The 12,068-nt window shown below is 67.6% G+C and carries 8 protein-coding genes; 5 read left to right on the forward strand and 3 right to left on the reverse strand.

Annotation, left to right across the window (positions count from 1 at the left end; genetic code table 11):
* Positions 1–72 precede the first annotated feature (72 nt).
* Positions 73–1,299 carry a hypothetical protein gene (locus tag D1J63_RS05105; RefSeq protein ID WP_125627912.1) on the reverse strand — a complete coding sequence of 409 codons (1,227 nt, stop codon included), beginning with the start codon at positions 1,297–1,299 and terminating at the stop codon, positions 73–75.
* A gap of 197 nt (positions 1,300–1,496) precedes the next feature.
* Here D1J63_RS05105 and D1J63_RS05110 point away from each other — a divergent pair, with 197 nt between their 5' ends.
* The 4 genes from D1J63_RS05110 to D1J63_RS05125 all read left to right on the forward strand — a co-directional run bounded on the left by D1J63_RS05110 (position 1,497) and on the right by D1J63_RS05125 (position 10,346).
* Positions 1,497–3,674, forward strand: a complete 2,178-nt coding sequence (locus D1J63_RS05110) for an N-6 DNA methylase (RefSeq protein WP_206436755.1) — start codon at positions 1,497–1,499, stop codon at positions 3,672–3,674.
* A gap of 161 nt (positions 3,675–3,835) precedes the next feature.
* Positions 3,836–5,827, forward strand: a complete 1,992-nt coding sequence (locus tag D1J63_RS05115; RefSeq protein WP_125627913.1) for a class I SAM-dependent DNA methyltransferase — start codon at positions 3,836–3,838, stop codon at positions 5,825–5,827.
* On the forward strand, positions 5,824–7,167 hold the full coding sequence (locus D1J63_RS05120; RefSeq protein ID WP_125627914.1) for a restriction endonuclease subunit S: 1,344 nt from the start codon (positions 5,824–5,826) through the stop codon (positions 7,165–7,167). The genes D1J63_RS05115 and D1J63_RS05120 overlap by 4 nt, the downstream gene beginning before the upstream one ends.
* A complete protein-coding gene (locus D1J63_RS05125; RefSeq protein ID WP_125627915.1) occupies positions 7,164–10,346 on the forward strand; it encodes a type I restriction endonuclease in 3,183 nt (1,060 codons plus the stop codon). Before D1J63_RS05120 ends, D1J63_RS05125 begins: the two co-directional genes overlap by 4 nt.
* A gap of 57 nt (positions 10,347–10,403) precedes the next feature.
* On the opposite strand, the gene D1J63_RS05130 is transcribed toward D1J63_RS05125, so the two are convergent.
* Together D1J63_RS05130 and D1J63_RS05135 are read right to left on the reverse strand one after the other, a co-directional pair.
* Entirely contained in the window at positions 10,404–10,607 is a 204-nt protein-coding gene (locus D1J63_RS05130) for a DUF397 domain-containing protein (protein WP_087788775.1), read from the reverse strand.
* The gene (locus D1J63_RS05135) at positions 10,604–11,458 is read right to left on the reverse strand and encodes a helix-turn-helix transcriptional regulator (protein ID WP_125627916.1); all 855 of its coding nucleotides are present in this window, start codon (positions 11,456–11,458) and stop codon (positions 10,604–10,606) included. The genes D1J63_RS05130 and D1J63_RS05135 overlap by 4 nt, the downstream gene beginning before the upstream one ends.
* 125 nt (positions 11,459–11,583) lie before the next feature.
* On the opposite strand from D1J63_RS05135, the gene D1J63_RS05140 reads away from it, so the two are divergent.
* The gene (locus tag D1J63_RS05140; protein ID WP_241235513.1) at positions 11,584–12,030 is read left to right on the forward strand and encodes an ATP-binding protein; all 447 of its coding nucleotides are present in this window, start codon (positions 11,584–11,586) and stop codon (positions 12,028–12,030) included.
* Positions 12,031–12,068: the final 38 nt, after the last annotated feature.

Consider the following 12,068-nt stretch of genomic DNA (forward strand, 5'->3'; position numbering starts at 1 on the left):
GCACCGGCGCTCTGGGATTCGTACTGTCGGTTCCACTCGCAGGCAGGGGGCGAGGTGGACGGTCGATGCGGCTCAGAGGCCGCGGATCTGGCGCCCCGCCTCGGTCGCCGGGTAGAGGATCGCGTCGGCGACGCGACCGCCGGAGTCCTTGACCCCGCCGCTGAAGTTGAGGCGGCCGGAGGTCCCGGTCTTGGCGGCGACGCCGTCCCAGTACTTCGCCTCGCGCTCCCAGCGGATGCCGTCGAGGAGCCGGAGCAGGTCGTCCATGCGGAACACGGCCCCCGACTCGCTCCAGGGCATGGTGGGGTGCACGGCGATGCCGAGCCCCGCGAGGACTGCGGGCGCGGTGATGGCGCCGCGGTCCGCGAACTCGCGGGCGTGACGGACGATCAAGTCGCCGAGGATGGGTACGACTGCGGCCTCCACCTGCTCGGGACGGGCGCCCGCCGGCAACTCGTCCTCGTGCACGGACTCGGCGGAACGTGTAAGCCCGCCCCGCCCGTAGAGGGTGGTGACGACGAGTGCGCGCAACGCGGAGAGGGTGACGACCTCGCGGTCACCGGCGGACAGCTGCCGCTTGCTGACATTCACGAGCCGGGCGAACGGCACCCGCTGGCCGTCGACGTCGATCCGTACGGAGTCGGCGACCAGATGGGCGAGGCGGGTACCGAAGTCCCGCTGGTCCATGGACATGGCGAGGTTCTTCGCCACGGCGACACCCTGCACGTTGCGGTCGTAGAAGATCTGCCGCGCGTCCGCCGGGGCCAGGTCGACGTAGAGCTCGAAGGAAATGCGCACACGCGAGAGCTGCGAATACGTCAGTCCGTACGCCTCCGGGTCGTCGTAGAGGTCGTGCCAGGCCGTGGTCTGGGTCTCGCCGTCGATGGCGACGACCATCGTGCCCGGGGCGACGGTCAAGGTACGCAGACCGGTACCGAAAACGAGTTCCTCGCTGAGCGCGGCGAGCGGTCCGGCGTGCCACAGGGTGATCGGCGGCGTCGACCAGGCGGCTCCGAGCTCGCCCTTGATACCGGCGGCGATGTACTCGGCGTACGGACGGACGTTCTTGCCCTTCTGCGAGGACTTCAGCGTGCGCTGCACGGTGGCGCGCAGCTCGGCGTGCCGACGCACCAGGCCCGACGCCGCCTTCAGCTTGCGCGGATCCTCCTCGGCGCGGGGCGAGGGCACCAGCTGGACGAGTGCGGGCACCGCCATCGTCCCCACGACGGCGTCGTCGCGGAACGGCATGACGGTGAGCTGGGTGCCCTCAACGACGGCGGTCGGCATGGTCAGGCGCATGGGTCTCCCCCTGAAGCGATGCCTGCACGGCATCTGGAGCGGTCGAGCGGTCTGGTAGGCGCGGCGGTGTCGACACCGTCCGCACCGGAAGCATGACCAGGTAAGCAGGACAGCGAAAGCGTTGTCAATCGTTCATGTGGGCTTGACGCGTGCTGTAGGTTGTTGACTGTCAACTACCGAGAGGTCCAGGACCCGCCATGCCCCAGCAGCCCACCGCGCAGGTGACGGCAGCCGAGATTTCCCGCATCGCTGGAGTCACGCGCGCCACCGTCAGCAACTGGCGCCGCCGGCACGACGACTTCCCCGATCCCTCCGGAGGTACGGAGAGCAGCCCGCTGTACGACCTGGAGGCGGTGCGCGCGTGGCTGGCCGCGCGCGGCCACGCCTCCGCCGCGAGTCCGGCGGAGGAACTCCGGACGATGCTCCGCCTGCACGGACGTACCGGCAGCGGCGCCACGGGCGACTCCGCCGAGCTACTGCTCCTCGTTCTCGCAGCAGCCCGCCGCTCCCCCGCCGAGCTGGCGGCGGCCGCCGGCCTGTCCGACGCGGACCTCGCTTCCGAGGCCGAGCGCGACAGAGCGGCCGTCGCCGAGGCCGTCCCGGGATCGGGTGACGGGGCCGTCCGCTTCACGGCCAAGGACGCCCCGGTTCTCCGCGCGCTGTACGCGTGTGTACGCGAGTCAGGCGGCCAGGCCACACTGGGCGTCCTAGCGGAGTGGGAGCTGGAGGACAGTGCGGCGAGTGGCGCCTACCGAACCCCCGGGCCGCTCGCGGACCTCATCGCCCAACTGCTCCCCGGGACTCCGTCCAGCGTCCTCGACCCGACCTGCGGCAGCGGTTCCCTCCTCGCGGCGGCCTCCCGGCACGGCGCTCGCGCGTTGTACGGCCAGGACGTGTTGCCCGTACAGGCCCGCCGCAGCGCCGTCAGCCTGATGCTGACCGCACCGGATGTCACGGTCACCGTCCGAGCCGGGGACAGCCTCCGCGCGGACGCCTTCCCGGACCTGCTCGCCGACGCCGTACTGTCCAACCCGCCCTACGGCATCCGGGACTGGGGACACGACGAACTGGCCTACGACCCGCGCTGGGCGTACGGCGTCCCGGCCCGCGCGGAGTCGGAACTGGCCTGGGTACAGCACGCGCTCGCCCACCTGGTGCCGGGCGGCTACGCGGTCCTGCTGCTGCCCCCGGCCACGGCCGGGCGAGCGTCAGGGCGGCGCGTACGCGCGGAACTCGTACGCAGCGGAGCCCTGCGCGCGGTGATCGCGTTGCCGGTCGGCGCGTCGGTGCCGCTGCACGTGGGCCTTCAGGTGTGGGTGTTGCAGCGCCCCGAGCCGGGGGGTGCGGCGCGCAAGTCCGTGCTGTTCGTGGACACAGCGGCGGAGACGCCGACGACGGCGACCGGGCGCGGTGCGGCGACAGCGCTGTCGCGGACGCGGGGTGCCGGCCGGTCGACGTCCGTGGACTGGGCGGCGGTAACAGCGCGGGCGCTGGAGGCGTGGGAGGCGTTCACGGCGGACCCGGACGCCTTCGAAGGCGAGCCGGGGGTCGCTCACGCGGTCGGCGTGGTGGACCTGTTGGACGAGGTGGTGGACCTGACCCCCGCGCGGCTCGTGCGGGCGTCACGGGCGGAGGTCGATCCGGCGAAGCTGTCGGCCGAGGTGGACGCCACGCGCCAGGACCTCGTAAAGGCCGCGAAGGCCCTCGCGCGGACGGCTGGTCGCGAAGGATGGAGCGCCGCGGGTGCCGACGCCCGGGAGTGGCGGACGGCGACGGCCTCCGACCTATCGCGGGGTGGAGCACTCACCCTGCTCCGCCCGGTACCGGACAGCGCGCGCACACGGGCACACCCCGTAAGCGGTGAGAGCGGGCTCCAGGGGGCACGGGCGGTACTCACCGGCTCGGACATCGCGACCGGGTCGGGGCCCACGGGAGAGCCGACGGAGCTGTACGACGACACGTCGCCCGTGATCGCCGTCGGAGACGTCCTCGTACGTGCGGTCGCGAGCACGGACGGCGCCATGGCCCGGGTCGCGGGCGAGGGAGACACCGGCGCTCTGCCCGGCCCGCACGTCCACCTCTTCCGCCCGGACCCGGCGCGCTTGGACGCCTGGTTCCTCGCCGGGTTCCTGGGGGCGGAGGAGAACATCGCGGGCGCGTCGACGGGCAGCACGACCCTTACCGTCAACCCGGGCCGACTGCGCGTGCCCCTGCTGCCACTAGAGGAGCAGCGGCGGTACGGGGAGGCGTTCCGACACGTGCACGGACTCCGGGCGGAGGCTCAGCGGGCGACGCGGCTGGCGGAGGAGACGGCACGGTTGCTGGTAAGCGGGCTCACGGGCGGACAGTTGCTGCCGTCGCCGGGAGACGACTGAGTCAGTTGACCGGAGGTACGCGGCCGGGTGGCGATTCACCCCATTCGGCACGCATGCCTTCACACATAGACCACAATTGGCAGACCGCTCCGGCGACCGCTCAAGGCGGCTCGGCTCGGGCGGTGGGGTTGGGACATTTCGGAAGGAATCCGGGGATCCAGTTGAACAGCAGTAAGCACACGGAGTTGGCGAACCACGCGTGGTCCGTCGCCGACCTCCTGCGGGGGGACTACAAGCAGTCCGACTACGGCAAGGTCATCCTGCCGTTCACGGTGCTGCGGCGACTGGAGTGCGTGCTGGCGCCGACCCGCGAGAAGGTCGCGGAGATCGCGGAACAGCACAAGGACAGCGGCATCGACCCGGACCGCTTCCTGCGGCGGGCCTCGGGCCACTCCTTCTACAACAGGTCCCGCCTGACGTTGAAGAAGATCGCGGAGGACCCGCAGAGCGCTGCGATGAACCTCCAGGTGTACGTGGGGGCCTTCTCGGACAACGCGCAGGGCGTGCTGGAGCGCTTCGAGTTCGCCCAGCAGATCAAGCGGCTGGACAGTGCCGGACTGCTCTACAAGGTCATCGGCAAGTTCACGGACCTGGACCTGCGTCCCGAGATCGTGCCCAACCACAACATGGGCTACATCTTCGAGGAGCTGATCCGCCGCTTCGCCGAGCAGTCGAACGAGACGGCCGGTGAGCACTTCACGCCGCGTGAGGTCATTCAGCTCATGGTGCGGCTGCTGGTCGCCCCGGACGGCGACGCGCTCCAGCTTCCGGGCGCGGTGCGTACGGTCCTCGACCCGGCCTGTGGCACGGGCGGCATGCTCTCGGCGATGGACGACCTGATCACCGAGTTCAACAAGGACGCCACGGTGGAGGTCTACGGGCAGGAGCTGAACCCCGAGTCGTGGGCGATCTGCCGGTCCGACCTCATGATCAAGGGCCAGGACCCGGAGAACATCGCCTTTGGTAACTCCTTCTCCGACGACGGCCACGCCCGCAAGACCTTCGACTACATGCTGGCCAACCCGCCGTTCGGGGTGGAATGGAAGAAGGTCAAGGACGAGGTCGAGCACGAGCACAAAGCGCTGGGTGATGCCGGCCGTTTCGGTGCGGGTCTCCCGCGCATCAACGACGGCTCGCTGCTGTTCCTCCAGCACATGATCTCCAAGATGAAGCCGGTGGACGTGAACGGCGGGGGCGGCTCGCGCCTGGCGATCGTCTTCAACGGCTCGCCGCTGTTCACGGGTGCAGCCGGCTCGGGCGAGTCGGAGATCCGCCGCTGGATCCTGGAGAACGACTGGCTTGAGGGCATCGTCGCCCTGCCGGACCAGCTCTTCTACAACACCGGCATCTCGACGTACTTCTGGATCCTGACCAACCGCAAGAGCCCGGACCACAAGGGCAAGGTCGTGCTGCTGGACGCGCGCGACCAGTGGCAGAAGATGCGGAAGTCGCTGGGCGACAAGCGCAAGCAGCTGGGCTCGGACCACATTGCGACGGTGGTCAAGCTGTACGGCGAAGCGCTGGCCGTGGCGGACAACACGGAGCACCCGCTGCACAGCAAGGTGAAGGTCTTCCGCAACGAGGACTTCGGCTACCAGCGCATCACGGTTGAACGCCCGCTGAAGCTGCGCTTCGAGGTGACGGAGGAGACGCTGACGGCACTGGAGGCGTCCAAGCCGATCCAGAAGCTGCCGCAGGCCGCGGCTCTCGCGGACGCCTTCAAGTCCCTGATGGGCGCGAGCTGGGGCACGAAGCAGGAGGCTTGGCTCGCCCTGAAGGACGCGGTGGTGCAGGCCGGCGGGACGTGGCCGACGGGGGCACCGTTCAACAAGGCGCTGCGTGAGGTTGTTGGGGTACGGGATCCGGAGGGCGAGGTGCAGCTCGTCAAGGGCGAGCCGGAACCGGACTCGGAGTTGCGGGACTACGAGAACGTGCCGCTGGGTGAGGACGTGGAGGAGTACCTGGCGCGGGAGGTCCACCCGCATGTGCCGGACGCGTGGATCGACGACGGCAAGACGAAGGTCGGGTACGAGATTCCGTTCACGCGGCACTTCCATGTGTATCAGCCGCTGAGGCAGCTTTCGGAGATCGACGCAGAGTTGAAGGCGCTGGAGGCGGAAATCCAGGGCCTTCTTGGAGAGGTTACAGAGTGACCATCACCGACAAGTGGCTTAACACGGCGCCCACTCACTGGACTCGTGGACGGCTCAAGAATCTAATTTCCTCGGTGACCAATGGAACGTGGGGTAGTGATCCGGTCGAGAACGGCTACGACGTCCGCTGCGTCCGCGCCGCGGATTTCGATCGCGCGAGTCGACGCGTGGACCTCTCCACCGCACCACTGCGCCATGTCGAGCCCTCATCATTTCGTCAACATCTCCTGAAGGCTGGCGACCTCATCCTGGAGAAAAGCGGGGGCGGAGAGAAACAACCTGTAGGAATGGCTGTTCTGTTTACTGGCAGCACCAAAGCGGTCTGCTCCAACTTCTGCGCGCGAGTAAGACCGGCCGTCGGTGTCGATCACCGGTTCCTGACGTACGTGTTTGCCGCAGCATATGGGCAAGGTCTCACTCAGGCCGCAGTCAAGCAGACGACCGGAATCCAGAACCTCGATACCGGGGCCTTCTTCGCTTCACGCTGGACCTACCCTGCAAAAGATGAGCAGCGCCGCATCGCCGACTTCCTCGACATCGAGATTGGTCGCATCGACCGTGTCAGGAAATCACGAGAAGCCCAAGGCGAGCTGCTGAACCTCATGTTGGATCAACTCGTCGACGGAGCCACCGCTGGCGATTCCGAAACCCTAAAAAGACTTGGGGTCGACTCAAATCGTGCGGACTGGGGGCTCGGAAGAATCAGCCGCCTGTGCCAAGTTGTTCCAGGTTACGCCTTCCCCAGCGAAGAGTTTCTACACAACGGCGGGACACGACTCCTTCGCGGCATCAACGTCTCAGTGGATGAGACGTCATGGAAGGATACCGTTTCATGGGACGAAGAAAAAATGCCAACACCTCCACGATTCCACTTGCGCGATGGGGATCTGATCGTGGGGATGGACCGCCCCTGGATCTCCAGCGGCATGCGCATGACTTTCATCTCGGAGAGAGACCTGCCTGCGCTCCTACTCCAACGGGTTGCATGCCTTCGACCCAAATCGACTGAGGTGGACATGAAGTATGTCTACTGGAGCCTTCGGTCTTCGATGTTTCGCCAAGCTGTGGAGGGCGAACTCACCGGTGTCTCGGTTCCGCATCTCAGCGGTGACCAGATCGGAGGGTTTACATTCCCTCTCCCGCCAGTTTCGACACAGCGCGACATTTCACACCGTCTCTCTAATCATTCAGCATCCATCCGTAAGCTTCGATCAACGATGCAGCGTCAGGTGAAGCTGCTGGACGAGCGCCGCCAGACACTGATCACTGCCGCCGTAACCGGCCAGTTCGACATCTCCACGGCCAGCGGACGCAGCGTAACCGAAGGAGTCTCCGCATGAGTCCCGTGCACGACGAGTCCTCCTTCGGTTCCGCCATCGTCTCGACCCTGTGCAAACAAGGTTGGCGGGAGGCGAACCCTGAGGACTACCAAGCGGATCTCGGCCTCGACACCAACGAGCTGTTCACCTTCATCGGCGCCACGCAGGCTGACGAGTGGGAGGAACTGCTCACCGTCTACGGCCGCGATACCAACGAGGCCCAGCGTGGTTTCGCTCAGCGGCTCGACCGGGCCATCGCTGAGGACGGGCTGCTCCACGTCCTCCGGAACGGTGTGAAGGACCGCGGGGTCCGCCTCCGTGTCGCCTACTTCAAGCCCAACCTCATCTCCGCCGAATCCGTGCTCAACGGCTACCGCGCTAACCGCCTCACCGTCGTCCGCGAGCTCCCCTACGCCACCAAGCAGGCTGACTGGGGCCACCGCCTCGACCTCGCCCTGTTCCTCAACGGCATCCCCGTCGCCACGGCCGAGCTGAAGAACCCGCTCACCGGGCAGGGCGTCGAGCAAGCCAAGGAGCAGTACCGGACGGACCGTGACCCGACCGAGCTGATCTTCACGCGGCGTGTCATCGCGAACTTCGCCGTCGACCCGGACCTGGTCTTCGTCACCACGCAGCTGCGCGGCAAGAGCACTCAGTTCCTGCCGTTCAACACCGGCTCGAACGGCCCCGGCCAGCCCGGCGGCGCCGGCAACCCGGCGCCCACGGAGCACGGCAAGTACGCCTCCTCCTACCTCTGGGAAGAGGTCTGGCAGCGGGACAACTGGCTCGACCTCCTCCAGCGCTTCGTGCACCAGCAGAAGGAGAAGACGCCCGGCGGCGGTGTCACCAAGAAGACGATCTTCCCCCGGTTCCACCAGTGGGACGTGGTCCGGAAGCTCACCGCGCACGCCTCCGTCCACGGCGCCGGCCAGAACTACCTGGTCATGGCCTCCGCCGGGTCCGGCAAGTCGAACACCATCGGTTGGCTGGCCCACCGCCTCAGCGACCTGCACGCACGCATGGACCCGGCTGTTCTCCCACCCGACGCGCTGGCCGAGGGCCGCATCAAGCCCGGCGAACCCGTCTTCGACAAGGTCATCGTCATCACGGACCGACGCAACCTGGACGCCCAGCTCCGGGAGACCGTCGGCAGCTTCAGCCAGACCGACGGCCTGGTCGTCAAGGTCGACGAGAAGCACGGCGCGAAGAGCGAACAGCTCGCCCGCGCCCTCTCCCGCGACTCCGGGAAGATCGTCACCGTCACCCTGCACTCCTTCCCGGCCCTGCTGGACTACATCAAGCGCAATCCCACCGAGATCAAGGGCACCCGCTTCGCGATCATCGTGGACGAGGCGCACTCCTCCCAGTCCGGCGACGCCGCCACCGCCGTGAAGTCCGCCCTGCGCGACCTCGGCCTGGACTCCGACTCGGACGACGAGGGCGCCACCACGGTCACCGTGGACGACAAGCTGAAGGCGAAGGCTGTCGAGCGCTCGCACGCCGCCAACCTCTCCTACTTCGCCTTCACCGCCACGCCCAAATCCAAAACCCTTGAACTCTTCGGCACGGAAGGCGTGGAGAATGGCAAGACCGTCTACCGGCCCTTCCACACCTACTCCATGCGCCAGGCCATCGAGGAAGGCTTCATCCTCGACCCACTGCGCAACTACGTCACGTACAACACGTATTGGAAGCTCGCGAACCTCAACCGCGACGAGAAGGAGGTCGACCCCTCCAAGGCGAACAGCCTGCTCGCCCGGTTCGCGCTCATGCACGAGCACACGGTGTCCCAGCACGCCCAGGTGATCGTCGAGCACTTCGTCGCCCACACCCGCGGCCGGCTCGGCGGCCGGGCCAAGGCCATGGTGGTCACGGCTTCCCGCCACTCCGCCGTGCAGATGGCCCGTGCCATCAAGAGCTACATCGCCGACCGCGACTACGACACCAAGTACCCGGATCTCGGTGTCCTGGTCGCGATCTCCGGCTCCCTCACCATCGACGGTGAAGAGACCACCGAGGTGAAGGAGAACGGCGGCCTGTCCGAGAGCGCACTGCCCAAGGCCTTCGCCTACACGCGCGCCGACGACAAGGCTGTGAAGGCCGGCGGCAAGGGACAGCAGGAGTACCGGATCCTGGTCGTCGCCGAGAAGTACCAGACCGGCTTCGACCAGCCGCTCCTCACGACGATGTACGTCAACAAGACGCTGACCGGCATCGCCGCGGTGCAGACCCTCTCCCGCCTCAACCGCACCGCCCAGCGCAAGACCCAGGCCGACCTGGCCGTCCTGGACTTCGTCAACGAGGCGGAAGACATCCAGGACGCCTTCCGCCCGTACTTCGAGGAGGCGCACACCCTGCCCTCCGACCCGAACCTCCTCTACACGGCTCAGAGCCGCGTCATGTCCGCGCCGATCATCTCGGAGCAGGACATGGACGAGTTCGTCGCCGCGTACTTCGAGGCGCAGGAGAAGGCGGGGGGCTCCCAGTCCAAGTGGGAGAAGCTGCACGCCGAGCTGTACCGGCTCCTCTCCCCCGCCGTCACTCGCTTCACCGCCCTCCTGGAGAGCGAGGAGGAGGACGACGTCGAGACGGCCGAGGAGTTCCGGGCCAACCTCAACGACTACGTCCGCAAGTACGGCTTCCTCGCGCAGATCGTGCCGTACCGCGACGCCGAGTTGGAGCGCCTGTACCTCTACGGGCGTTACCTGCTCAACCGTCTTCCCCGCATCGCCGACGGCGGAGTCGACATAGGCGAGGTCGACCTCAGCCATCTGCGCGTCGAGAAGACCGGCGAGCACGATGTGTCCCTCAACCCCGAGGGTGCCGCCGAGCTCAAGGGCTTCGGCGACGGCGTCGGTGGTGCCACGGACGCCGAGAAGTCACTGCTGTCGGCGCTGATCGAGAAGTTCAACGCCAAGTTCGGCACGGAGTTCACCGAGGAGGACGTCCTCCCGGCCTTCAACGCGACGAAGGACGACCCGAAGGTCCGCGCCGCCGCCGTCGTCAACGACGAAGAGAACTTCGGCATCGTCTTCGACAAGAAGTTCGAGGAGAACATGATGGATCATGTCTCCACGATCGACACGCTCGGAAAGCGGTACTTCGGTACCGACCGGGACTTCAAGTCCAACCTCGACCGCAGCGCCCGCCGCGCGGCCTGGCGGATGATCCGCCGGGAGGAGGGGCTGGACGACATCTGACGCGATCGGGGCGCGGTGCGCACCTCGCGCATCGCGCCCCGCCGGTCTTCGATCAGTTCAGCGCCCTGCGGTCATCCGCACGAACCCGTCCCAAGCCTCAGAGCCGAAGGCGAGCTGGGCCGCTGCGGGCTGCTTGGAGTCCCTGACCATGACAGTCTCAAGCCAGGCAGCGACTTCTAGGCACTCCCCGCCGCCACCGGTGCTGTAGCTGCTCTTGCGCCAGGCGGCTTCTGGCACGGCGTGCGCTATGCGAACGCTCATGACTCTCCCATCAGTTTCTCGATGAAGGCGAATGACTCGCTCGGCGTCAAGGCCTGTGATCGGAGGATGCCATACCGAGCCTCCAACTCCCGCACCCTGGCCGCCTCGGTGTACAGCCGACTGTCGTCCTGAACCTCCGCGTATGCGATGCGCTGACCCTTGTCCGTGTCGATCAACGTGAACGGACCACCCAACGCAGCGTTGTCCTGACGGTCGGTCGGCATGACTTGCACCTCAACATGCCTCAACTGGGCTGTCAGCAGGATTTGTTCCAACGTTTCCCGCATGACCTTGCGGCCACCCAGCGGCCTCCGCAGAACCGCCTCCTCGATCACGAAACTCATCAGCGGCGCGGGGCGTCGGCTGAGGACCTCCTGTCGAGCCAAGCGGGCTTCCAGGCGTTGCTCGATGACCTCGTCGGGCAGCAAGGGGCGCTGCATCTGGAAGACCGCCCGCGCATAGTCCTCGGTCTGCAACAGACCGGGTACCGCGTAGACCGCGTAGAGATTCAGCGCTGTCGCCCTGGCCTCAAGGCGAGCCGCATCTCGGAAGTAGGCCGGATACTGAGCCCGCCCCACCTCCTCCTTCAGCGCCGTGAGCACACCCCCCGCCCCCAACACCTCATCCGCCTTCTCGATGAACCGAGCCTGCGGAATCCGCCGCCCCTGCTCGATGGACGCCACCGTGTCCGCCGAGTAACCGAGCCTCTTGCCGAACTCCGCCCGCTCCAGTCCCGCCCGCACGCGCAGCAGCTTCAGCTGCCGCCCGAACGCGGTCACCACGCCCGTCCCCGGCTCGTCCTCCGGCCGCTGCTGCCGCTGCGCCGCCGGCTCCTCGTCCCTCACGGTCACCGCCCCGCCTCCTGTCCTCTCCGCGCGTACCACCACGTACAGCGCCCGCGTCCGCTCCGTACGACGACCCGACGTCAGCGCGTCACCTCTGGTCACGCTAGGCCACGAAGCGCCACCGTGAGTGCATGACCGCAACACAACCACCCCTGACGGTGCACAGGTTCGCGATGTGCTTCAGCTCCACCCCGCGGGGCGCCCGCCTGGCCCGGCGCCTGTGCGCGCACCGTCTGGACGCCTGGGGGATTCCGTACGGCACCGACGCGCACGACGTCGTCACGCTCATCGCGTCGGAGCTGTGCGCGAACGCCGTACGGCACGGGCACGTCGCCGGCCGGGACTTCCACCTCTCGCTCACTGCCGACCCGGCCACCGGCACCGTACGCATCGAGGTGACCGACACGCGGGGGGAGCGTCTCCCCCGCCTTCCCGCTACCGCACCCGAGGACGACGACGGCGGGCGGGGACTGCTCCTCGTCGAGGCGCTGGCCGACCGCTGGGGATGCTCGCCCCGTGCCGAGGGCGGCCCCGGCAAGACCGTGTGGGCGGAGTGCGCCGCGCCCCGCCTGACCTGATCGTGTAGCTCCCCGGCGACCTGGCTGGACGCCCGCAG

It is taken from the genome of Streptomyces sp. KPB2, from assembly GCF_003950055.1.
GTDB classification, from domain to species: Bacteria; Actinomycetota; Actinomycetes; order Streptomycetales; family Streptomycetaceae; genus Streptomyces; species Streptomyces salinarius.

Excerpts from the sequence above, each read along its gene's own strand:
- D1J63_RS05105 (WP_125627912.1), bottom strand. The coding sequence starts at position 1,299 with ATGCGCCTGACCATGCCGACCGCCGTCGTTGAGGGCACCCAGCTCACC.
- D1J63_RS05110 (WP_206436755.1), top strand. The coding sequence starts at position 1,497 with ATGCCCCAGCAGCCCACCGCGCAGGTGACGGCAGCCGAGATTTCCCGC.
- D1J63_RS05125 (WP_125627915.1), top strand. The coding sequence starts at position 7,164 with ATGAGTCCCGTGCACGACGAGTCCTCCTTCGGTTCCGCCATCGTCTCG.
- D1J63_RS05130 (WP_087788775.1), bottom strand. The coding sequence starts at position 10,607 with ATGAGCGTTCGCATAGCGCACGCCGTGCCAGAAGCCGCCTGGCGCAAG.
- D1J63_RS05140 (WP_241235513.1), top strand. The coding sequence starts at position 11,584 with ATGACCGCAACACAACCACCCCTGACGGTGCACAGGTTCGCGATGTGC.